The organism is Candidatus Brocadia sapporoensis, assembly GCF_001753675.2.
Classification (GTDB): Bacteria; Planctomycetota; Brocadiia; order Brocadiales; family Brocadiaceae; genus Brocadia; species Brocadia sapporoensis.
Genome location: NZ_MJUW02000034.1, coordinates 1 through 23,584, shown reverse-complemented (window position 1 = coordinate 23,584; position 23,584 = coordinate 1). Strand labels below are relative to the sequence as shown.

General features: G+C 41.4%; 17 protein-coding genes and 1 riboswitch. Of the genes, 4 read left to right on the top strand and 13 right to left on the bottom strand.

Annotated elements, in window-relative coordinates:
- The 6 genes from dinB to BIY37_RS03110 all read right to left on the bottom strand — a co-directional run.
- Positions 1 to 645: DNA polymerase IV (gene dinB, locus BIY37_RS03135; RefSeq protein WP_143299144.1), on the bottom strand; the 645-nt coding region annotated here is incomplete at its 3' end.
- A gap of 75 nt (positions 646 to 720) precedes the next feature.
- Positions 721 to 1,632: a succinate--CoA ligase subunit alpha gene (gene sucD, locus BIY37_RS03130; RefSeq protein WP_070066388.1), complete on the bottom strand. Its 912-nt coding sequence runs from the start codon at positions 1,630 to 1,632 to the stop codon at positions 721 to 723.
- 23 nt (positions 1,633 to 1,655) lie between these two features.
- Positions 1,656 to 2,816: an ADP-forming succinate--CoA ligase subunit beta gene (sucC, locus tag BIY37_RS03125; RefSeq protein WP_070066387.1), complete on the bottom strand. Its 1,161-nt coding sequence runs from the start codon at positions 2,814 to 2,816 to the stop codon at positions 1,656 to 1,658.
- A gap of 5 nt (positions 2,817 to 2,821) precedes the next feature.
- Positions 2,822 to 4,231: a hypothetical protein gene (locus BIY37_RS03120; protein WP_070066386.1), complete on the bottom strand. Its 1,410-nt coding sequence runs from the start codon at positions 4,229 to 4,231 to the stop codon at positions 2,822 to 2,824.
- Between the two features lie 110 nt (positions 4,232 to 4,341).
- Positions 4,342 to 4,548: a P-loop NTPase family protein gene (locus BIY37_RS03115; protein WP_070066385.1), complete on the bottom strand. Its 207-nt coding sequence runs from the start codon at positions 4,546 to 4,548 to the stop codon at positions 4,342 to 4,344.
- A gap of 9 nt (positions 4,549 to 4,557) precedes the next feature.
- A complete protein-coding gene (locus BIY37_RS03110) occupies positions 4,558 to 6,816 on the bottom strand; it encodes a DUF7948 domain-containing protein (RefSeq protein ID WP_070066384.1) in 2,259 nt (752 codons plus the stop codon).
- Positions 6,817 to 7,430: 614 nt separating this feature from the next.
- Positions 7,431 to 7,564, top strand: a riboswitch (cyclic di-GMP riboswitch).
- Positions 7,565 to 7,712: 148 nt separating this feature from the next.
- Between BIY37_RS03110 and BIY37_RS03105 the strand changes: the two genes are divergently transcribed.
- Positions 7,713 to 8,357, top strand: a complete 645-nt coding sequence (locus BIY37_RS03105; protein WP_179129253.1) for a peptidoglycan recognition protein family protein — start codon at positions 7,713 to 7,715, stop codon at positions 8,355 to 8,357.
- 13 nt (positions 8,358 to 8,370) lie between these two features.
- Here the strand turns inward: BIY37_RS03105 and BIY37_RS03100 are convergent, their stop codons facing one another.
- The 7 genes from BIY37_RS03100 to BIY37_RS03070 all read right to left on the bottom strand — a co-directional run bounded on the left by BIY37_RS03100 (position 8,371) and on the right by BIY37_RS03070 (position 18,526).
- The gene (locus BIY37_RS03100) at positions 8,371 to 8,718 is read right to left on the bottom strand and encodes a hypothetical protein (RefSeq protein WP_143299142.1); all 348 of its coding nucleotides are present in this window, start codon (positions 8,716 to 8,718) and stop codon (positions 8,371 to 8,373) included.
- A gap of 57 nt (positions 8,719 to 8,775) precedes the next feature.
- Entirely contained in the window at positions 8,776 to 10,992 is a 2,217-nt protein-coding gene (locus BIY37_RS03095) for a hypothetical protein (protein WP_070066381.1), read from the bottom strand.
- 26 nt (positions 10,993 to 11,018) lie between these two features.
- The gene (locus BIY37_RS03090) at positions 11,019 to 11,813 is read right to left on the bottom strand and encodes a hypothetical protein (protein ID WP_070066380.1); all 795 of its coding nucleotides are present in this window, start codon (positions 11,811 to 11,813) and stop codon (positions 11,019 to 11,021) included.
- Between the two features lie 18 nt (positions 11,814 to 11,831).
- A complete protein-coding gene (locus tag BIY37_RS03085; protein WP_143299141.1) occupies positions 11,832 to 12,563 on the bottom strand; it encodes a hypothetical protein in 732 nt (243 codons plus the stop codon).
- Between the two features lie 202 nt (positions 12,564 to 12,765).
- The gene (gene pilM, locus BIY37_RS03080; RefSeq protein WP_070066378.1) at positions 12,766 to 14,511 is read right to left on the bottom strand and encodes a pilus assembly protein PilM; all 1,746 of its coding nucleotides are present in this window, start codon (positions 14,509 to 14,511) and stop codon (positions 12,766 to 12,768) included.
- Between the two features lie 500 nt (positions 14,512 to 15,011).
- The gene (miaA, locus tag BIY37_RS03075; RefSeq protein ID WP_070066376.1) at positions 15,012 to 15,962 is read right to left on the bottom strand and encodes a tRNA (adenosine(37)-N6)-dimethylallyltransferase MiaA; all 951 of its coding nucleotides are present in this window, start codon (positions 15,960 to 15,962) and stop codon (positions 15,012 to 15,014) included.
- Positions 15,963 to 16,087: 125 nt separating this feature from the next.
- Positions 16,088 to 18,526: a DNA internalization-related competence protein ComEC/Rec2 gene (locus BIY37_RS03070; RefSeq protein WP_070066375.1), complete on the bottom strand. Its 2,439-nt coding sequence runs from the start codon at positions 18,524 to 18,526 to the stop codon at positions 16,088 to 16,090.
- A gap of 335 nt (positions 18,527 to 18,861) precedes the next feature.
- Here BIY37_RS03070 and BIY37_RS03065 point away from each other — a divergent pair, with 335 nt between their 5' ends.
- The 3 genes from BIY37_RS03065 (at position 18,862) to BIY37_RS03050 (ending at position 22,962) form a co-directional block, all read left to right on the top strand.
- Positions 18,862 to 19,617: a phosphopantothenoylcysteine decarboxylase domain-containing protein gene (locus BIY37_RS03065; RefSeq protein ID WP_080324802.1), complete on the top strand. Its 756-nt coding sequence runs from the start codon at positions 18,862 to 18,864 to the stop codon at positions 19,615 to 19,617.
- A 605-nt stretch (positions 19,618 to 20,222) separates the two neighbouring features.
- Positions 20,223 to 20,786, top strand: coding sequence for an SWIM zinc finger family protein (locus tag BIY37_RS03055; RefSeq protein WP_070066372.1), 564 nt, complete (start codon positions 20,223 to 20,225; stop codon positions 20,784 to 20,786).
- On the top strand, positions 20,728 to 22,962 hold the full coding sequence (locus BIY37_RS03050) for a DEAD/DEAH box helicase (protein WP_080324801.1): 2,235 nt from the start codon (positions 20,728 to 20,730) through the stop codon (positions 22,960 to 22,962). Before BIY37_RS03055 ends, BIY37_RS03050 begins: the two co-directional genes overlap by 59 nt.
- The last annotated feature ends 622 nt before the right edge of the window (positions 22,963 to 23,584 follow it).

The window sequence follows — 23,584 nt, the reverse complement described above, 5'->3', positions numbered from 1 at the left end:
TGGGCGATTCATGCCTAAAAATAACCTTTTTTCAGCTCGAATTGCGAAAGTCGGGTTAATATCCATTTCTTTCAAAGATACCTCGGTTTTTGGTCCTACGCCCCAGAGTTTTCTTACCGGTAACAGCCATATCCGGTTTTCTATGTCATCTCTGGTAACAATGGTAAGTCCGTCCGGCTTTTGCATGTCTGAGGCAATCTTTGCAAGGAGCTTATTGGGCGCTATTCCTATTGAGCACGTAAGGGCAGTTTCCTGTTTGATTTTTGTTTTAATCTCTTTTGCAATCTCTTCGGACGGTTTGTCTATTTGGGTTATATCGAGGAATGCTTCATCAATTCCGACATCTTGCATGAGTGTGCAGAACTTTCTCAGGAGGGTCTTTATTTTCTCCGATACCTTCGCATATTCCTGGTAATCTACGGGAAGAAAGACAGCATGAGGACAGAGTTTGTACGCAACTCTTAATGGCATGGCAGAGTGTATTCCAAACTTTCTCGCTTCATACGATGCTGTCGATACAACACCTCTTTGTGTGGGATCGCCATTTCCACCAATGACAAGGGCTTTACCGATCAGGTCAGGATTTCTCTTTTGCTCAACTGCGGCAAAGAAGGCATCCATATCTATATGCAGGATTCTCCTCATGTCAGGAGTACTTTCAGCAAGGCGACAGGTCCTTCCGGAGACAATAAAAGAGTCACCGAATGTCTGGGGAGTAAGTTAAAGGTCCTGCTCATTTTTCGTGATGTTGAGCATCCCGGTCTGGCGAAGCACCCTTGCAACAGTTTCGCCGATATCGGCGGGACTGTCTGCTATCGTAACGCCCGCATTTTTCAGGGCAGAAATCTTCGATCCCGCTGTGCCTTTACCACCAGCGATGATTGCCCCGGCATGTCCCATGCGTTTGCCCTGGGGAGCCGTTCTGCCGGCAATAAAACCGACAACCGGTTTTGTGATCTCTTTCTGGATTATCGTGGCAGCCTCTTCTTCTGCACTACCTCCAATTTCTCCAATCATTATCATTGTTCGTGTTTCTTGGTCGTCCTGGAATAATCTCAATGCCTCTGCAAAATCAATTCCGACTATGGGATCTCCACCAATCCCAAGGCATGTGGATTGACCTATGCCTCGCCGGGTCAGTTGCCAGACGGCCTCGTACGTGAGTGTTCCGCTGCGTGAAACAACTCCTACATGCCCGGGTTTATGGATATATCCCGGCATGATACCGATCTTGCATGCACCGGGCGTAATGATACCGGGGCAATTCGGTCCGATAAGGCGCGTCTGCTTATGCGAGATATATTTTTTTACCCGGATCATATCCAGGGCAGGAATTCCTTCTGTAATACAAACTATCAGCGCAATTCCGGCGTCAGCGGCTTCGATGATAGCATCTGTCGCAAAAGGGGCTGGTACATAAATAACGGAAACAGTTGCCCCGGTCTTTGCCATCGCATCAAGCACATTGTCGAAAACAGGAACATTGTGGTGCATGGTGCCGCCTTTACCGGGAGTGACACCCGCAACCAGTTTGGTGCCATACTCAAGCATGCGTTCGGTGTGAAAGCTGCCTGCCTGTCCCGTTATGCCCTGACAGAGAACCCTTGTATCCTTATTTATTAATATTCCCATCTTTTTAGGAATCTTGTAAAATACTAGAGGACCTTTGACACCACCAGACTTGCGGCTTCTTCCATATCTTTTGCAGTGGTAATTTTTAAACCAGAATTATCCAGAATTTTTTTTGCAACTTCCACATTCGTCCCTTCCAGCCTGATAACTAAAGGAATATGAATGCCTACTTCATTAATTGCCTGGATAATACCGGATGCGATTACATCACACTTCATAATTCCTCCAAAGATATTAATCAAGATTGCCTTTACCTTTGGGTCGGACAAAATGATCTTGAACGCCTGCATAACCTGTTCCGGGGATGCATCACCACCCACATCCAAAAAATTAGCTGGCTCTCCACCGTGCAGCTTGATGATATCCATGGTAGCCATGGCAAGACCGGCCCCGTTTACGAGACATCCAATGTTTCCTTCCAGGCTTATGTAGCTCAGCCGATGTTTTCTTGCCAAAGCCTCTGCAGGAGAGACGTCCTGGCAGGGGATAAATCGATTGAATTCGGGATGCCGGTAAAGAGCATTATCGTCAATATCCATCTTTGCATCCACGGCGTATATTTCATCCTTGACCGTTACTGCCAATGGATTGATTTCTAACAACGAACAATCGCTCTCCACAAAAACATCAAATAGATTCGCGATAAGGATATTTAGCGTTGTTGCAAGCGTTCCGGATATACTTAATTGAGAGGTAAGGCGACGAGTCTGGAAGAAATGGATGCCAAAAAATATGTCAATCGGTATTTTGATAATTTTCTCAGGTGTCCTTTTCGCAACTTCTTCGATTTCCATACCCCCTTCGGCGCTGGCAATCAGCACCGGTGTTTGGAGGCAACGGTCGATAGTTATTGCTAGATACAGTTCCTTCTTTATGGAAAGGGCTTCTTCGATGAGAACATACGTAATTTCCGTGCCTTTTTGTCCGGTTTGATGCGTTACCAGATAAGAGCCCAGCATGCTTGCTACACATGCCTTCGTTTCTTCAGGAGAAGTGACGAATTGAATTCCACCGCTTTTTCCTCTGCCGCCAGAAAGTATCTGTGCTTTTACAACACAACGGCTGCAACCGATTTCCTGGAATGCCTTTGAGGCGTCCATGTCCCTGGTTATGGCTTTGCCACGAGGAATACAAACACCATACTCTTTTAAGATATTTTTTGCCTGAAACTCAAATAACTTCAATGATGTTATTTCGTCTTAATCGTTTCAGATTTTTGTAATTTATCAGATTTAATAGTGTTCCGGAAATGTATATGTGCCTGTTCTGTCATTTCTTCGTCAGAAATAGAAGTAATACGGCCTTCAACGTATTGCTTTTCTACCCATTCTTTTATTTTTATGATTCCCTCATGGGATTTGAGGATTTGCTCATCTCCCTTTAGCTCAAAAAAGATATTAATCCACTGAGCAATTCCAGCCACACCAGATTTGTCGGTTACAGCAACACCAAGGGGCCTGTTTAAGAGTTTCCTCGTATCAAAGATATTATAGATTTCTTCATTCTTCAGTAACCCGTCTGAATGAATTCCTGCGCGGGTGACATTGAATTCTGAACCCACGAAGGGTTGCGTTGGCGGAATGGGATATCCGATCTCATTTCGGTAATAATCTGCAATTTCCGTTATTACGGTAGTATCGATCTGGTCGTCGTTGCCCCTTAAGGCAAGGTATTCGATGATAAGCGCCTCTATGGGGGTATTCCCCGTGCGCTCTCCTAAGCCTAGCAAGGTACCATTGATGACACTGCATCCATAAAGCCATGCAGTTGTAGCGTTGCTTACTGCAAGATAAAAATCATTGTGACCATGCCACTCCATATATTCCGATGGAACTCCGGCAAAGTGATTCAGCCCGTAAATAATTCCGGGTACACTGCGCGGCAGTGCAGCGCCGGGATAGCTTACCCCCATCCCCATGGTGTCACAGGCGCGAATCTTTACCGGGAGTTTGCTTTCTTTCGATAATTTCATGAGTTCCTGGGCAAAGGGCACCACGAAACCATAAAAATCAGATCGGGTGATGTCTTCAAAATGGCACCGTGGAATAATTCCCTCCTCGAGTGCTGCCCGCACAATATCCAGATACATATCCATTGCCTGTTTTCGTGTCTTGTTTAATTTCAAATAGATATGGTAATCCGATGATGAGCACAGAATTCCTGTCTCTTTGAGTCCCATTTCCTTAACTAATTTAAAGTCGCTCTTTACCGCTCTGATCCAACCGGTAATTTCCGGATATTTATAGCCACGTTCCATGCATTTCTTCACCGCCTGCTGATCTTTTTCGTTATACAGAAAAAATTCACACTGACGGATAAGTCCATTCTTGCCACCAAGTTTATGAATCAGGTCAAAGAGGTCTACAATTTGTTTGACGGTATACGGTGGACGGGATTGCTGCCCGTCTCGAAATGTCGTATCGGTAACCCATATCTCATCAGGCGGGTTCATCGGATTAAGCCGGTAATTAAATGATACTTTTGGTATTTTATTATAGGGAAAAACATCCCGAAAGAGATTGGGTTCTGGTGAATCCTGTAATTGAAAAATATACTCTTCAGGTTCCAGTGTGTTGCGGTGTTTGTTAAATCGAAGCATCTTTAATTTCCCCCTATTGATATTTATATTTATCAATAATATCCAGAAAAATCCAAAACAGGATTAACCCCAAATTTTAATTGAATATCTCCGCAAGTCAAGGGAAATGATCAGAAAGTCCGGTTTGACCTCTCTGCGAAAGAAATCTCAACCGTCCGTAAGCTCCAATGAAACATTGCGATCTTCTCCGGCTGTCGATCCTGGTCAGCGCCTTTCGCCAGGAATGTCTTTCCGTGACCGATATGGCTTGCCGCGCCGAGAATGACGTGCTCAATATGGTGCGTTCGTAGTTGATTGTTGAACGACGCTTGTTTCATGGGTTATTGTCATTTGTTTGCTTTATCGGCAGAAAGATCCACGCTAAACCTCGACACAAAGACGTCCTCGCATCTATGGTAAGACGCATCATAAGCGCCGGGTGTTGCAGGGAAGTCGGACGATAAGGTTTCGCCAGTCACATAGACGTTTCCCACAGCGCTGACGGCTATTGCATTGCCATAATCAGAACGAGATCCGCCCAGAAATGTCGACACAAGCAAATTCGTCAGTTCACTGTTGAACTTCGACACGAAAACGTCACTCTCACCATTAGACGTGGTATCATAAGCATCTGGTTTTGTGGGAAAGTTTGTTGAATTAGTGTTGCCTGCCACATAGACGTTTCCACCGGCATCGATGGCGATTGCCTTACCATAATCGTGAGAATCTCCACCCAGGAGTGTAGATGCAGATAAGCGTGTCAGTTGATTATTGAACTTCGAAACGAAAACATCTTTAGATTCTCGCTTGTGAGCGGTAGCATAGGCGCCATCTGTCGTAGGAAAGTTTGGCGACACCGTTTCGCCTGCCACATAGACGTTTCCATCGGTATCAACGGCAATTGTCTTACCAAAATCATTAGAATATCCACCCAGAAAAGTGGATGCCAGCAGGTTTGTCAGCCCATTGTTGAGCTTCGACACAAAAGCGTCATCATTACCACCGTTGTAAGAGGTGTTGTAAGACCCGGGTGTCACAGGAAAGTCTTTTGGCCAGGTATTGCCGGTAACAAAGACGTTTCCGGCACCATCGACCGCAATCGCTCTGCCATAATCACCGGAACTGCCACCTAGAAAAGTGGATGCCAGCAATCTCGTTAGATCGCTATTGAACTTTGACACAAAGACATCATAGTAACCACCGTTGTAAGAGGTATCGTAAGCGCCGGGTGTTGCAGGGAAGTCAGACGATATGGTTTCGCCGGTCACAAAGACGTTTCCACCGGCATCGATGGCAATTGCGTAGCCACAGTCATCAGCATTTCCACCCAGAAAAGTGGATGCCAGAAGCTTTGTCAACCCATTGTTAAACTTCGACACAAAGACATCCCAACGTCCGTTACCGGCCGCATCATAAGAGCCGCGCGTTGTGGGAAAATCTGTTGAATACGTAGATCCTGCCACATAGATGTTCCCTCCGGCATCGATGACAATTGAACTGGCACGTTCGTGATTGAGAGCACCGCCCAGGAACGTGGATGCCAGCAGGTTCGTCAGCCCGCCGTTAAACTTTGATACAAAAATGTCGGTATTGCCTTTCCGGGATATACAATAAGCACCTGGTGTTGACGGAAATTCTGACGATACGGTTTCTCCGGCAACAAAAACGTTTCCCTCTGCGTCAACGGCAATTGCGCTGCCACGATCCTCATAGGACCCGCCCAGGTACGTAGACGCAAGGAGGGGGTCGATAAAGAGGTCTTTTGTTTTGTCGTACTGCGCAACCTTAAAACCATACTCCGTTTTCAGACTTCGGACTTCGGATTTACCCATCTCTGTCTCCCCTTCTACGAGGGGATTTTCGTATTCTCCTCTCGAGAGGGCTAAGGTGTGCGTTGTTCCGCATTTCGCATTCCGCATTTCGCAATTCGAAATCATATATTCGCATTCTATTTCCACCCGTTTCCCTTCAATCTCCTGGTATGCTACGGGTTTTGTGAACTTCACGGCACCAAGTTCTGTCTCAGCCACGAGCGCGCCTGCCGTGTTTGCCGTCAATTCCTGCGCACCCTCCAGTTTGATCCTTATTTTCTCATAGTTTGCATCCGGTCTTACCGTAAAAATTTTTTCTACGGTGTTTCCATACGCCTTCAGCCTTAAGTCTATCCCCTCATATACCTCTTCCATTTCGACAATCTCATACGTTGGTATATTGCTCTGCCATTGTGATGGATCATTTCCGGTAAAATAATTTACGGTGGCTACGGATTTCGACACACCCCTGATTTCATTAATCTTACCGCCCACGAGTTGTTCTTTAAGGGCAATACCCATCGCATCCTCCGTCGGGTGCCGTTGTGCCTGACTCCCCTCCCGATCTCTTGACCCATCACCCCCATGCCTGCCTTCCGGCAATGCATAGAAAATCTCTCCGTTTTTGTTCACAAACACCGTTCCCCCAAAGGTCTGTACATAGAAAAGTACTCTTTTATCAACCTGACCCTTATTGACTATAAAAGGCATCTGAAGTTTTTGGACTTCAAGGGTTTCTTTTTCCTTGAAGGGCTTGCCTGCATTGCCTTGTTCTGCGAAAAGAGGCGTTGTCATTAATGTTATCATTGAGAGAAAAAAAGAAAATATCGCTTTACGACAAAAAACGTTACCTGAATGAGGCACACAACCGAGAGACAAGTTTCTCATCACCCTACAACCTTCTTTCTGATATTGTTAAAGAAATAAATCATGAAATCAGCCGTTCCGTTATCTTTCAAGAACCGCTAAACTAGTGTTACCCTGTTAGACATCATCGAAGATCGCCTGCTGCGCAAGATATGCATTTATTATAAATGCAAAGCCTAAAAATCAAAATGCAAAATGACAAAGAGGAATCCAGAAGCGATTCAGGCGGGAATTTATAAATATGCCTCCGCTATTTCAACAACTCAGTATGTGGCATGCTGGATGTTGGCAGGTTGCTTTGCGCTCATTATTTTATTTTTTGGGCTGTAACAATTCAGCTTTTGAAAATTCGTGCTTTTTATACGATTGGCATGAAATAAAATATGCGGCGCGGGTAGTTTATCGTTTGACCGAGCTCACGACGAAGTCCTCCGCACAGGCCGGCCGCAAGGGATCAACACTGCCTTTTTTAAAACCAAATTGTTACCGGATTAATTATTTTAGTTGACAAACGCCCAGGTTAAATATTCAATAATAGAGAATTTCGATAAAGGCAAACCCTGAGTGATCAGGGGACGCAAAGGAAAAGGATCTTTAACCTGCAAAGATGACATGTACCTAAAGTAAAGGCACCCTGGATAAAGTAACAGAGTTTAAAGATAGCCTTCCCGCCGAATTTATTTTATGTAAATATTTTCGCAGGAAGGCTGTTTTTATTTCTGGAGAATTTTATTAAGGCATCTCTTATGTATAGAAAAATATTATCCATACTGTCGCGGAACTTAATAGGTTTTGGGAACAGAACAAGACATGCATATGAAAGAATGATTTTGTGTCTTTCGCTTTCCATGATTGTAATTGCGTTAGGCCTCTGTGCGTCTGTTCTTTTTTTCCCTGGTTCGAAGATTAGATGGGCGGCAAGGCATGCAAATTCAGAAAAACCCGTTTATGCTCAAAACCTTGAATGTCTTTGTCGTACCGGGGTAAGCGACAAACCGTGGGAGTATATTGTTATACATCATAGCGCCACTACGAAGGGAAATGCGGCACGATTTGATTATTATCATCGGGAAAAAAGGAAATGGGAACACGGTCTTGCATATCATTTTGTAATTGGAAATGGATCTTTTTCCGGAGATGGCGAGGTTGAAGTTGGTGACCGATGGAAAAAGCAAATCCATGGTGCACATACAGCAAACGCAGATTGTAATCGTGTGGCAATTGGGATTTGCCTGGTTGGTGATTTCGAGAATACGGATATTCCTACAGAGAATCAGATCGAGTCATTGGTGAGGCTAATCCAATATCTTTCCAGAAAATATAATATTCCTTCATCTAATATTTTACAGCATAAGCAAGTACATCAAAAATGTACGGCCTGTCCGGGCAAAAACTTCCCATTTGCAGAAGTTAAGACAAGATTACTGCAAATCGCATCAAAAAGAAACAATCTTATGCTCGAATTATAAGACGTGTCTCTGGTTACTTCGTTTGTCCTTTCGAGAGTTCTGCCTTTACATTTTCAATAGATAGACCATAAATTCTTCCATATTGCTGCAGTTTTTTATCAAATTGATAATTTCTTGTAGCCACGAGCCCAAATCCTCCACCCTGAAAATATTCATATACCATGATAGTTTGTTCTACGGTATCTACAAGGTAGAATGGTTGTTTATTGCCTTGTCTCTCTCCTACAATACCAAAGACATGCTGTGCATTCCCCTCTCCCTGGGCAACAACGCAGTTTGTCGTATTCTTAAAGAGTAGCACTGCAATGAGCAGGACGATGAGGAGCAGGAAGAGAGTATTTGTGCTAAATATTTTGTGCATATCGATACCTCCAAGAAGCCGAAATACTTTCATGTATTAGTCAATCGCAAAGGTTTGTTACTTATTTTTATTATTTGTATGTACAAAGTTAATTTTTTTGGCTGACAGACTGTTCATTAGGTTTTTTTCATATTCTTCCTTAATAAGGATCGTTGGTTTTAAAAGAATGATCAGATTCGATTTGTTGCTGGTCTTCTGGTCGCGAGTGAATATTCTTTTAAGGAGAGGTATGTTAGATAAAATAGGGATACCCGATGTCGTGTGAGTTTTAGTGATGGCACCCAGTCCGCCAATCAGGAGTGTTCCCCTATCAGGCACACAAACCGTTACAGAGACCTGGGAAACATTTACCTGAGGCAGTTGGATTATTTGGTCCGGAGGAATGTTGGCAGTTGATGCACCGCCTCCACTGAAGGTGGTTCCTGTACCTACCCCACTAAAACGAAAAGAATCGATCGTTTCAATCTGAAATACGGAAGGAGTTACTTCTAAATGAATGTATTTCCTGTCCGAACTCACAATGGGTCTTACATCGAAGGTTGTGCCTTCGGGTATTGTACCGATAACAGGTGTTACAACCCCTTCGGAGACAGACGTGCTTTGGACGTAGTTAATGGTTTTTACAACAGCAATATTCCCCCGTTGGGTATTAGAAAGAGTTATGCGGGGCGATGTAAGGAACTCAGAGTCTTTACTTTCCTGAACGGCGCGTAAAAAGCCAGACAACATAGGATCGCCTAAGATTGCATAATTAAGGCTGAAACCAGTAATGTCTTTACCGCTGAGGTTTCCCTTAATATTTTCAGCTCCGGTATCAATAGATACATCTTCACCCATCAAATTATTTCCAATATCCTCGAGAAATTTGTCTGAAACCGTAATAAAACGGGATTCGATACTTACCTGAAGATTTTGTGATGACCGCAGGGAAGCTAGTAGGTCTTCAATTTTTTCATGGACATATTTGTTGTTTACCACCACCAGATCACCAGGTTGCCCCATTCGTGCAATGATGCTTCCCTCACCCTGACCGATGACATTGATGTGTCGTGGGCTGCCGGTCGTTCCACCGGAGCCAATAACACTGGCACGATTTGACCACGATAGTGGTTCAACGGTAGTTACAATTAATTCTATCAGATCGCATATTCGGTCTGAAGGATTCTTTGTTTTATACCCCTCTTTCTTACGCATGGTTAGTTGGCTAGTGGCGGCTGCTGTAATGTCAAATTCAAGGGGTTCTTTATCGTCAAGATTGATGAGAACATCTCTCACGTCATAGACTCGCAGCTCCATTTTTTGCCTATAAACATGAATAATATCTCCTTCAATTACATATTCATATCCATTCGGTAAAATATATTTTAGTGCGGTTCGTAATGGTACATCTTTAAGTTTTAAGGTAACAGAGGCGCTTCCTGCATCAGAATCGACGATCATGTTAACATTTGTTTTTTCTCGTATGAACACAATAACGTCTTTGAGGGGTGCATCTAAAAACTCAAATGAAACGATCGTATTCAGAGCATCTTCAATGACCTTTGGCGTTACATTTTTTTCTGGATGGGGAATCATCCGCAGTTGTTCTGTTTTTCTTTTGTTTTCTTCAACAATTTTGTCTAATTCAGGGAGTATACGCTTTGAAATATCTCTCCATTCTTTTTTAGGAGGAAATCTTAAGGTGTCCTGATGAGGGATGGCTGCATCTCTAAGGTATTCACGGCTTTTTAGTTTTTCTTGTTCATGAGTAGTTTTCAGATTTTCTGTAAACCGTTGATATTTTATATCGTTCACTTTCTCTTTGAGATATAATGCTTCTCTATGAATAGGGTCTATGACAAGCACGGCATCGATTATTTTTAAGGCATCACCATATTGCTCTCCTTCCATAGCAGTATATGCGTCTTGTAATAAAGAGGAAATATCCGTATCAGATGACATTGGGGTTATGGCCTCTTCTGATGAGATTGCCTTCGTTTCCGTAGTTGCGCACTGGCCATTCTTTTCTTCCATAATTTTTTTGGATTCATTCAGTAACATTTGTGCTTCCGTATTATTAGGCTCAAGAAGGATAGCCAATTCAAGTGCATTAATAGCCTTCGCGAAGTCGTTCAGCCCATAGTACATTTTTGCAGTTTGAAGGTAATAATTATTTGAAGGAGAATGGTTTCCCTCGGAATCGTTTTTATTTTGTGCCAAGGGTTGACGCGGTGCTAGGATGAGCAATGATATACTGAGTACAACAAGCGGAATTGGGGTAAATATGCTTTTCATGTAGACCTCTTTTAAAAAAGATATTGTTAATGAGTTGATATTGTATTTACGGCCGGACAAACGGTAACCGTCTCTGTTCCCAATTTAACCAACTCTCCTATCCAGACATTGCAGGGCTCCCCTTTAATACTTTCAAATACGATTTGTGAAGTTGGGATCATATGCTTTTCTTGCGTCTGTGCAACACCTAAAAATTCATTGTTTTCGTTCCGAAGAACGGTAGTCTTCCTGGTAAAGAATGGTTTCGGCGCAAAAGGGATAATTTCTGTCAGTTTACAGAATGTGTGAAAATCAACCGTCTCGGCTCCAATTTTTCTCTCTCTGCCAATTATTTCTCCTTTCCCAACGGTAAAACTTTCTGTCCACCACGTGTCTCTATGAAATTTCCTAACTTGAATCAATGCCATGTCTGCCGTCCCTCCTTTGAGGATAAATTCTGTAGTTCCTTGGGCGGTATCCTCCGTGACGGAAGAGGGCAGCATCTCTTGATTTTTTAGCAAATCCCTGGTTGTAATGTCCGTCTTTGACCCATCTGATAGAGAATTACTGAAGAGGTATGGGCGCAATAAAAGATTTGCAGCGGGTGGAGTTGTTAAACGCAATTTTAAGAGTTCCGCTTCTTTCCGGTCTGCACTTATTGATGGGGGTTTGCTTGTTGCAAGTTTTCTGTCGAGCATCGTTGATAGCGACCGTAATTGTGAATCAATATTCTGTGTTTTTAATCTTTCGGTAATGAGGATACTAATTACCGTATATATAAGGTAACCAACGGCAATACCAAAGATGAATTTTTCAAAATGTTTGAATATAAAATATTTCATATTCATTTTTTTAATAATTTATGTCTTATAGTCAATAATATACGCATCAATTGTAATGTCAGTAATGAAATTTGACACATTGTTGCTTGTTTCAACATGCACAGGATTATTGTTTTCTATGGAGAAGTCAGGGTTAGAAATTTTATTTGTGCTTGAAATATTAAAACCCTCTATAATAAAAGGAATAGGGGATTTTAAAACATCGTGCAGCAAAAATTGAATACCGTCTGCCTGTAACTCAAACCTCATGGTAATAGGTATTGCAGAGTAAATGTGCGCAAAAGCGGGGTCATATGAACAGCATGATTCCTTAAAAGTAATTTTTTCAAGTTTTGTAATTTTGTGATTATTAAGAACAATATTCACAATTGCTTCTATAATCCAAAATTTTTTTTGAGCTGATAAAATATTTTCCCAGGTAGGAATTACCTGTCCCCAATTTTGAAATGGTAAAGCACCATCGCCAATAGCAATGTGATTTGTCTCTAATTTTGTCAATAACGCTGAAATCCTTTTCTCATACTCATTCTTCCAGAGCGCTTCGTCTTCAACCTTAATTACCCTTTCTTCTGTATCCTGTATCATAAAAACTGATTCCAGATGATCATCTTTCTCTTTAAGAAAAGATCTGCATTTTTCAATTTCTTTATTATAGACTTCAGCCTCTTGTCCTTTCGAAGCAATCCATGACTCATTATACAGGTCTTTTTTTGCGGCATATTTTTCGAGCGCTGTAAATAAATCTTTCATATTCTTGAAGGTCTTATCACATTTGTTAGAAAGCGGAAATATAAATACAAACAAGAGTATCAGAAAAGTTAAAAAACCCATGCCAATAACTGGCCAAAAGTTCAGCACTCTCGTGGAGATGCCGTAGCATATCTTTCTAACATGCGAAAAATTTATATTCCTGATGGTATTCATAAATTATGTAAGAACTCTAGTTTTCTCTTTAAGATTTATTGGGTGGTGTTGATGTTCCATTAAGTGATATTACCGAATTTTCCTCATCGTGGATTTCATCGATTGATTTCACAATCCACCGTATCTCAAAACTGATGTGGTTACCTTGTCCGTTTTTGCGTTCCACCTGGCGAGAAGAGCCAGGTACAATTTCCACATTTTTAAATGCTGCAACTTTTTGGTCAAAGAGGGTTAAACTTTGAACAGGTTTTATAATATGTTCTTCTATAAAGCGCATACTTGGTTCTTGACTTTCCCCTTTAATTCCCATAAGAAGCAGTTTTTTCAGAGGGCCGGGCTTTGTGGACGCGACTGTTTTTTTGGGCTGAACCGTCTCTGCCGATACTTTTTTTGACGAGTTTATGGCGCCTTCGTCGATCCATGAAGATTGGATATTGCTGAGAGATACGTTGTTAGGTATCAGAGATACTAATTTATCCAACCCTTCTAACCAAATAAATCGTGAAGGATCGACAGAGGAAATGAGATCAAGCGCAGATTTGTTTGTTTGGGTATGCGTTTCAGCATTTTTGTACTTTCCTTCAAGCTCTTTTATATTTTGCAATACTTTTTGATAAAGAGTTTCAGAATTCTGAAGATAGGTGTTTCTGGTATATAATCCAGAGTATTGAATAAGAAGCGACAAGGCTAAACATCCGAGAGATGCAATAGCATATGGTTTCTTTTTTGAAATTTCTGCGGTCTTGATCCGTTCCGGCGGTAATAAGTTAATCTTTATTCTGCCTAAGCCGATCCCCTGGAGTGCCAGTCCTAATGCAGGTGTAAAATGTAGTATATTTTCGTTAAAATCGGTAGCGTTTACATTGCTTGATAATTTTACATTGTTTAAGGTCTTAAAAATTTTTACCTCATAGGTAAAATTATCTGTAATAAATTTAACATTATTCGGTTCGTTAAATTTATTTCCCGTGAGTAAAATAGTCTGAAAATTAGACGCCTCTCTCATTAAAGATTTGTAATATTCCATGGACCTCTGGATTTCTTTAACAAGGTCAGCATCTACTTTGGAGGTCGGGATACTTCTAAGCCAGAAATATAGGCCATCAACAATAATGAGATCCGTGCTTTCTGTTTCCGAGTTTATAATGATAGTAAGGCCGTTAATTTGTTGATCGAAGGAAATAAGATTATAAATAGCAAGTGGAACGGCCTGTATAGCAGTTAACCTGGTTTCGAGCGGGGAGATATTGGCCAATAACTGATCGAGTGTTGCTCGTTTGGAGGCAAATAGACCAACTTCTATACTATTCGTGTCGGCAACTTTTTCTGTTAATTGTTGATAATCCCATACGATATCTTTGAGATCAAAGGGAATTTGTTGTTTCGCCTCATAATTTACGATACCTTTTAACTGTTTTTTTTCTACAGGAGGGATGTTAATGAACCTGGGCAATACAGATTGTCCAGAAATAGACATTACAACTTTGTCTTCTTTTAAGATGTTATGCTTGGAAAGAAACGCTTGAATAGCCTTTTTGACATCAGCGGATTGTGAATCATTTGATTCAGATTGAACCTGAGGAATTTCAATTATACCGAGATCGTCAATCAATAATTCTTGAGATACCTGAGTGATTTTTGCCACCCTTAAAAAGCATTCATTAATATCAATTCCCCAGGCAGATTTTTTTCTGGAGTTTTTAAATACTTGTGAAAGTTTCTGACTATTTAAGCTTTGAAATTTAGATTTAATAAGGAGACGCTCTAACTTCATTTGTATTATTTCTTAAAAAGTTAATTTTATATGTTAACAATTTTGGTTTGCACAAATCTGATACCAAAAAAACAAAGTATCTCAATCCAAATATTAAATATCCTAAATAGTTAAGGTTATTACTTCTTTAATATAATTGCTTTCTTTGTTAATTTATCTAAACTATAGAAAAGCTGTTTAATTTTTAGTCATATTCGTTAAAATTGACAAATACATTCAATAATTAAACAAATAAATTAAATCTTTATGGTTGTTAATGCTGGAAAGAGATATATAGATGTTTCTTTGATTAAAATCTTTGCAGGAAATTGTCTCAAAAAAATAATCTGTGGTGCTCACTTAAGAAAAGCCTATTGCTGGGCAAGAGTCAAAAAATGTAATGGTGTATTACGATGTTTATTCACTCTTGTTAAATTTAAGTTTTTTAAGGATTGCACGGATTGGGCGTTGGAGGGTTGGCAGGTAAACTCGTTCCTTTTCTGATGAATCCCTTATCGATGTTATTTCTGTTGATAGGGTCTTTTTGCGGTAGTATACCATGCAAGGAATTGCTCAGAAAGATTCGTCGTATCATTTTCTGTCCCGGCATGAATCCAATGAATATTTGAAAAGCTCCTAAACCATGTCATCTGTCTTTTTGCAAATCGTCGCGTCCTCTGTTTAATTTCACGAGTAACTTCTGAAAATGTATACTTCCCATTGAAAAAATCCATAATTTCTTTATAACCAAGCGCCTGAGAAGCCTGCCTGCTTAAACCCAACGGATTACTTACTAAGCCCCTGACTTCATCAAGAAGACCCCGCGCAAACATACGATCAACGCGAGTTTCTATACGTTTATATAAGGCATCACGCTCGTACTCAATCGCAACCAGATTACAATCGTACTTAGGGTTTTTATGGCCAAATTGCGTTTGAAACGATGAGATGCGTTGCTTTGTTGTTTTAAAAACCTCGAGTGCCCTAATGATCCTCTTTTGATCATTGAAATGCAGCTTCCCGGCGGTTTCAGGATCTATTTCACTAAGCAGAGCATGCAAGTAATGTGGACCTTTTTCCCCGGCAATGGTCTTTAGGGAATTGCGATATTCCCAATCTGCCGGAGGGCCTTCAAACAGGCCATCCATGATGGCTTTTAAATAGAGAGCCGTTCCACCCACAACGATGAATTGCTTACCCTGTTGACGGAGACTTTGGGTAACAGCCTCAAAATCTTTCACATACTGACCTACGCTATATTCTTCCCATGGATCGACAATATCAATCAAATGATGCGGAATTTTATTTCTTACATCCGGCGAGGGCTTCTCTGTACCAATATCCATGCCGCGATATACGAGCATCGAATCTGCAGAGATTATCTCCATACCGGTATTATTGCTAATTTTTAAACCAAGTTCTGTCTTTCCGCTTGCCGTAGGACCTGTAAGTATCCAAAGGGGTAATGGCATAAGGATATGCTTTCATGAGAAATGTTAAAGTGTCTGAAATTATGCCTTAAATGTACAAAAATCCGTAAGTTTAATTATACAGACTAATTTAAAATTATCAAAATAAACGCATCATGCGGAAGAAGTTATTTGAAAGCTTTATGAAAAAAAGAAGAACTTGTTATTCCCTGTTTATCAATGCTGAGTTTTATTGCTCCATCCAAATGCGTTTGCAGGACATTGACGCAATGCTTTTTCAGGATATTGAGGGTATCGGTGGCAACAACACCGTCATTTGAATTTATGAAGGCGTATGCTGGCTGTACGGTATTGATAAGCATTTCCAGGTTGCGTATGGATGAGCCATGATGTGGAACCTGAATAATATCGGACCGGATTTCTGAAGCCTTTGACAAGAGCAATTCTATACCTTGCTCCTTAATGTCGCCGCAGAAAAGGACAGAATATCCAAGATATTCAATTTTTAAGACACAGGAATTGTTATTTATTGCAGCAGTGTCAGAAGCAAACGGCGGAGGATTTAATATCTTTATGCCGGCAGGCTCAAATCCCTTTAATTCATTCCCATAAGAAAGCGATGCGGTGCTGACATGGTTTTTTCTCAGGAACGAGAGTATTTTTTGTCCCTCTTGCGATGCAAACGAATGACGTTGTGAATAAACAGATTTTACCTGGAATCTCTCGATGAGAGCTGGCAACCCATTCACATGGTCTTTGTGTTCGTGTGATAAAATTACCAAGTCGATCTTTTTAACATGCTGACTCCATAAAAAGGGAGCGATAATATATTTTCCTACATTATTATTTTGCCATGAACCTGCATCATACAAGATATTTTTTCCGTTAGGAAATTGAATAAAGAGAGCGCCCCCATGCCCCACATCCAAACACGTGATTGTTAAAGAACGACTGGAAAATTTACGAAAATCGGGAAAGATCAAAATATGGGCACTCAACAGGCCAAGGAGTACCAGTTGAGGATAATTTATAGATAAATAATGCCTATAGAGAAAGAGAATACCGAACAGATAGTATACAACAATTCCCGCTGGCGAAGGCCCGCAGACATAAAAATAAGAATAAGGCAACGACACAAGATTTGAAATAAGGGATTCTAATATAAGATTTGTATAGGAAGCCAACCATGCAGAAACGATGGCTAATGGGGGACATGCTATTCCAAGTGTCAACAAAATAATACCGCAAACGATAATTATCCAAAACAGAGGAAATACCAAGATGTTCACGATAACAACAAAAGGGGTGAAGAGATGGAAATAATAAGCCGTTACGGGGAGAGTCGCCAGCCAGGCGGCCAGGGAAATGCAGAAAGATTTCCGTAGATATTTTTTTAAGAAAAACAGCCGCCCGCGTTCTGCCTTTACCTGCAATTTTTCAATAAACAGGGCTGTTTTAAACAAGGTTTCTTCGATCTTTGCAGATCCATAGACAATTCCCATCGTCGCCAATACGGACAATTGAAATCCGATGTCAAAGAGATCGGATGGATTTCGGATAAGGATAAAGAAAACTGCGGCAAAGATACCACTCGTGATATCCCATTGCCTGCGCACGAAAAAACTGCAGAAGAAAACAAAAGCCATAATGCTTGCACGAAGCACCGGTGGGTTAAGTCCTGTCAAAAAAGTATAGAAAATAACGGTAATCAGAATGATAATGGTTAATAAAGTTTGATTTATTCTTAAAAAACGCAGCGGTGTAACGACAGCAAAGACCACAATTCCAACATTAAAACCACTTACAGCAATAAAATGGATAATGCCTGTTTTCATAAAATTGTCGATCGTTTCGTTTGAAAGGTCAATCCTGTTGCCTAGCAACATACTGCTGATCAACGGAGCGCTGTTGCTAAAAGTATGCGTGTAAATTGTGTTGTTTAGCTTATTGGATAAAGCATATACGAAGTAATATATCCAGTTCCGGCAATCCCCGGGCTTCGTTTTTATATTCTTTGTGTTTACTATGGTCATTAAACCTCGAATCGAGGGCATTTGTCTTTGCAGATATCGCAGATAATCAAATTCTCCCGGGTTGGCCGGAGGTTTTGGGAGGAATGCGGAACCGAAGAGTACCACCCTTTGTCCATAACCCAATTTTTTTAAAACTGAAACATTCTTATTTATCTCAAAAGCCTCCTCTTTTGATAGATATAAATTTACTTTTATAACGCCGGATATATCTTCCAATCCCAAAGAAGTTTCTACTGCTTCAGCACGAATGATAAATGATATCTTCCTATCGGATCTTTTTTGAGATTGTTCTGATTTTGCATGAAGTGCGCGTGCGTTCAGGATCTTTTCATCCCAGATAATAGGTGGTTTTATAATTGTACCTGATATACGGAGAAGAGATTTGTTGGTAGTGAGAATATGGTCAATATGATTGACTGGAAGGAGATTTTTCCTGGAATCATAATATGCTATTGATGCCACGATAAAAAAGATTGCCAGACACGGAAGAGAAAATTTGCTGAATTTATGAGCAACGAAGGTCACCAGACAGCACACCCACATTACAAAACCCATTCCAACGGTAAAATACACGGGAATCTTCGTGCATGACCCTATACATATGCCACATATGAGCAATAAAGTTATGGGAACAATTGGTCGTCGCATAACACATTAATTTACGTTGGCTATTCCTGACACAACAAACCGTTGAAAATTCTCCCTTAGACGGAAGAAATAAAGGGATTGGTAATTCAGTACAAAAGGTGATTTACAGACTAGCGAACGGTATTCCAATTTGTAGCAAACGTTTAGCTTATATTTGCTCATACGATTTTAGCAGCTTTCATTCCTGGATGTTGTAATAAGTCGTCAGAAATATTATAATTTTCTCCATTCCTATTGAAGAGGCATAAGTGTGCCGTAGCATGTCTTGGTTAAAGAAATCAGTATATGGTCTTTTAAGAAAGGTTGTAAACATGAGGCGTCTGGAAGGAGTGCGTGTCATGGTAACCTCCGGGCCAACGAGAGGCTACATCGATTCCGTGAGGTACATTAGCAATAAATCGACCGGGATATTGGGGACTATGATTGCAACAGAACTCCTGAAATATGGCGCTAATGTAACGCTTATCTATGGGGTAGGTAGCAGTATTCCAGACGTTGCTTTGTTAGAGAAAGATTGTGCCCGTCGGCTTACCGGTATTGAGATAGAGACAATCGATGATTTATTAGCTACAATCCAGGAAAAGTTAAAAGATGCACCATTCGATGCTATCGTGCATGCTATGGCAGTACTTGACTACACCCCGGAAGCATGTAGTAACGGCAAGATACCTTCGAATAAAGACAAGCTAGTGGTATCCTTTGTAAAGACACCCAAGGTTATCAAGCTGATACGGAAGACATGGCCTCGTGCTTTTTTAGTAAGTTTTAAATTAGAAACAGGTTTGTCAAAAAATGATCTTATAGAAAAAGCATATGCGTCTCTGGTTGAAAACGGTGCAGATTTAGTTGTGGCCAATAATCAGAACGAAATTACAAGATATACGCACAAGGCTTATTTGATCAATGCACGCAAGAAAATTGAATCCGGGTGTGAGACGAAACAAGATATAGCGGAAAATCTGGTGAATATCATATCAAGCCGGCGGGTAATTCTTCGGCCATCAGGGGGAAAATAAAAGCATCTTTGTTTATCTCTTTATTGTTCAGTGTTTTCATGTGTATTTAGCAACAAAAAGCCTTTTTGAAACCGCAGAGATATGCCCTAATTAAATGTTAAGGAATTTCAAACTTTTGAGTCTCCTCCGGAAAGAGGTGATACAGGGGTGTGTAAAACGCTGAAACAGGGATGAGATGGCAGTAACCGGCACATTTCTTCTGAATGGAGAACGGGGTTGCCGTCGTGGCTACGCTTCGCCAAGATCGTTCTTTACAACTTCGGCAACCCCAAAAAGATCAGAATATTCTTGACATGCCAGCAACTTTAGACAAAGCAGTTAATGGACTTGCAGCGGATGCTCGCGGAGATAGAACTACTATCTCAAATCGCTTACCATATCCATCGCCTCACAATAAACCTCTGGTAGGACATTACACACACGTTCACAACGGGGGCATCCAATCACGTCACCCTTATCCAAAACCTCACGTATCTCTTTTCTTCCCGAATCTCTCAAAAAAATTTGAGGTCATTAGTTGATTTTTTATTCATAAATTGGTATATATCTTGTATATTTTAGTTCCTTTCTCAAAATCATAATACATTTTACAGGGGTATGAAGATATGAGCGCTTCCTTTTTGGATACCATTACGGCTGAATATATCAGATCAATTTCTAACAACCGTGTCTATAGTCGCGGCCTTTCCTATCGCAGAAATGGTCGCGTACATAATCTGAGCTATAATAACGGGGAATTGGCGGCTGAGGTTGTGGGCAGTGAAACAGCGCCTTACAGCGTCTTCATATTTTCTGATGAGGAAGAAATATATGAAATGGATTGTGAGTGTTTGTATGCCTCAGATGGGGAGATATGCAAGCACGTTGTTGCCGCTCTCTTGGAGTGGATTGAGCAGAGAGACAAGGAGAAACGTTATAAACCGCTGTCCTTACGACAAAAAACGCTTTTTAACACCGATAATATTTTTACGAGATTTTTGCCATTTTCTTCTTACGAGCCGGGCCCCGCAAATATTTTAAGCGAAATTTTTTCTGACTTTGATCATTTCAACATCAAGGTAGACTTGCTCGATGGCGGGCCACGACTCGAAATCAAACTGATTTCACATCATGGCGGCGATGAAACGGTATTTCACATCTCAACAAAAAAAAAGTCCAAACATTTTTGAAAAATTAACGAGATTCACCGGCAACAAGGTAGAATTATCCGAACGGGCAAGAAAAGTCAAGCTCTATAAAACGCCACTCGTCCCCTATCTTCATGCCGATATAAACAATGACGGGCATGTTGAGTTGTCACCCATCCTGAAATTGAAGAGTTCTGGCAAGAAAGAGGAGCAAGCGTTTCCGTGGGAACAATTAGCTGAGCACCGCATCAGTGATGAATGGGTATGGCTTAACAACTCTTATAGACCGGTGGAGTCTATTCCCTTCAACCTGAAACCCTATTTTCATAAACAAAAACCGCTTGTTTATAAGGAAAAGAACGCCGTTGATTTCTTGAAAGGTGATTTCAATCAATTACTTAATGATCCTTCCTTTAAACCTTCAGAACGGTTAGAAGGCATAGAGGTTCATGACAAGCCCGATGTTTCTCATGTGCAGGTGGAGTCTTGTGATACCGATTGGCTTTGGCTGGATCCTACGTATACCGTAGGGAAACACACGATCACCCTTTCAGAGATCTTATCCTGCCTGGATAAAAACCGCTGCATGAGAAAGGGCACGGATTATATAGAAATTCCCAAGGATATCATGGACCTCTGGCAGCGTGGAAACGGCGTCATTGAAAACGGGCGAATCAAGATGCCGAAATTGGGATACCTGAGAACCCGCGCTGAATGCGGCAGGGAAACACAGGTAACCGTTTGTCATGAAACGCAAAAATATTTGGCGAATTTTGACCGTATCACACCGCCGCAACCTGCGCCATCCGTTACTTCATACAAGGGAGAATTACGCACCTATCAGCAATCAGGCTACGACTGGCTCTGGTTCCTGCATACGAACAACTTTAACGGCATTCTGGCCGATGAGATGGGACTGGGCAAGACACATCAGGCAATGGTGGTACTCCTCTCTGCGTTACAAAATGAGCCGAGCATGCCTAACCTGGTCATCTGTCCCACATCCGTGCTGGATCACTGGAAATCCAAATTTCAGAGCTATGCACCCGAATTAAAGATAGCCCTGTTTTACGGGAAAGAGAGAAACACCCTCCTTTCCGATAATCTCCCATCCGTCGTATTAACAACCTACAGCATCCTTTCCCGTGATGTTGAAGGTCTGAGCAAGATTCAATGGAACTATGTAGTCCTGGACGAAGCGCAAAAAATCAAGAATCACAACACACAGATGCGCAAGGCAACTAAGTTTCTTAACTCAAAGCGCCGCCTGGCGCTGACAGGCACCCCCATTGAAAACCGGCTGACGGAATTGTGGTCAATCTTCGATTTCCTCATGCCGGGCTATCTGGGAAGCATAGACGACTTCAGAAAACGATACGAGAATCCTATCATAAAATATCAGGACAATGAAAAGCGCGAGATGTTAAAGAAGATCATCCATCCCTTTAAATTAAGACGACTCAAGAAAGACGTGCTTACAGAGCTTCCACCAAAAACCGAAGAGAAGCGATATTGCACATTAGTGCCAACCCAGATTGTCATGTACAGAGATATCGTGAGTGAACGGGGAAGCAAGCTAATTGCAAAGCTGAAGGATGAAAGCCAACCTGTGGAATATATCCACATCTTTGCCTTGCTTACCAAATTGAAACGACTCTGTGATCATCCAAAACTGGTATTGAACGGAAATTCTCCAAAAGGGTCGACATCAGGCAAATACGAGCTTTTCAAGGAAATTATGGAAGAGACACTGGAGGCCGGAGAAAAAGTCGTAGTCTTCTCCCAGTATCTGGAGATGCTCGACATCATTGGTGACTGGTTGAGCAGTATCCATGTCAGATACGAGACCTTACGCGGTAACACTTTGAACCGTGGCAAGGTCGTCGAGCGATTCCAGAATGACCCTGATTGCAACGTCTTCCTGGGAAGCCTCATGGCTGGCGGTTTAGGCATCGACCTGACCTCGGCCTCGGTGGTCATCCACTACGACCGCTGGTGGAACGCCGCACGGGAGGACCAGGCCACCGACCGCGTTCACCGCATCGGCCAGACTCGTGGCGTGCAAGTCTTCAAGCTCATTACCAAAGGCACACTCGAAGAAAAGATCGATGCCATGATCACCACCAAGGCCACCCTCATGAATTCCGTAGTAGAATCGGACGATGCCCTATTCAAGTCATTTTCGAGGAAGGAACTGATAGATCTGTTGACGTTTTAAATAGCTTCGCTTAAGAAAGAGCTGAATTGAGCAAAACAAAACCCATCTTTCAACTAAAATGGCAAGATTGCCGAAGAGTGCATAGCCTTTTATCGATGAAATTATTGCTTGAAATAGATTTAAATAGGTGTTATTAATCATTACTGTACATTGCACTTTTTTATAAATAATTATCAATCCAGAAAAAAAATAAACATTTCGACAAAGGCAAACCTTGAGTGATCAGAGAACACAAAGCAAAGGGCTCTGTAAGCAGCTTAAGCTGCTTCAACAGTTAAAGAAAGATGCCTTACTGTCGAGGTGTTATTTATAAATATTTTGACAGTAAGGCTTTTTATTTTAATGCAACAGCGTTATGCTTCTTTTAAGCTGTCCGGAAGGACGTCCTTCCGGGACCATGCCAACGAACGAAATCTACTAAAAATGTCATTTCGAGCGGAGCAAGAAATCTTTTAAGCATTGAAACTGCGGAGTTCGAAGATTTCCCCTTTCGGTCGAAATAACAAAAGTATGTGTTTTCGTTTAAACACGATTTACATAAAATTACAGTAACTATTCAGCGAAACTGATGGTGAGAGAGAATATTTTCTCAGAATAGTTAGGAGCCGATAGGGAAAACGGG

Coding starts and splice junctions, on each gene's coding strand:
- BIY37_RS03090 (WP_070066380.1), bottom strand. CDS start 11,813: ATGAAATATTTTATATTCAAACATTTTGAAAAATTCATCTTTGGTATT.
- BIY37_RS03085 (WP_143299141.1), bottom strand. CDS start 12,563: ATGAAAGATTTATTTACAGCGCTCGAAAAATATGCCGCAAAAAAAGAC.
- BIY37_RS03115 (WP_070066385.1), bottom strand. CDS start 4,548: ATGAAACAAGCGTCGTTCAACAATCAACTACGAACGCACCATATTGAG.
- BIY37_RS03100 (WP_143299142.1), bottom strand. CDS start 8,718: ATGCACAAAATATTTAGCACAAATACTCTCTTCCTGCTCCTCATCGTC.
- BIY37_RS03065 (WP_080324802.1), top strand. CDS start 18,862: ATGTCTTGGTTAAAGAAATCAGTATATGGTCTTTTAAGAAAGGTTGTA.
- miaA (WP_070066376.1), bottom strand. CDS start 15,962: ATGCCATTACCCCTTTGGATACTTACAGGTCCTACGGCAAGCGGAAAG.
- BIY37_RS03050 (WP_080324801.1), top strand. CDS start 20,728: ATGGCGGCGATGAAACGGTATTTCACATCTCAACAAAAAAAAAGTCCA.
- BIY37_RS03120 (WP_070066386.1), bottom strand. CDS start 4,231: ATGCTTCGATTTAACAAACACCGCAACACACTGGAACCTGAAGAGTAT.
- BIY37_RS03095 (WP_070066381.1), bottom strand. CDS start 10,992: ATGAAAAGCATATTTACCCCAATTCCGCTTGTTGTACTCAGTATATCA.
- pilM (WP_070066378.1), bottom strand. CDS start 14,511: ATGAAGTTAGAGCGTCTCCTTATTAAATCTAAATTTCAAAGCTTAAAT.
- BIY37_RS03055 (WP_070066372.1), top strand. CDS start 20,223: ATGAGCGCTTCCTTTTTGGATACCATTACGGCTGAATATATCAGATCA.
- BIY37_RS03110 (WP_070066384.1), bottom strand. CDS start 6,816: ATGACAACGCCTCTTTTCGCAGAACAAGGCAATGCAGGCAAGCCCTTC.
- BIY37_RS03105 (WP_179129253.1), top strand. CDS start 7,713: ATGATTTTGTGTCTTTCGCTTTCCATGATTGTAATTGCGTTAGGCCTC.
- sucD (WP_070066388.1), bottom strand. CDS start 1,632: ATGGGAATATTAATAAATAAGGATACAAGGGTTCTCTGTCAGGGCATA.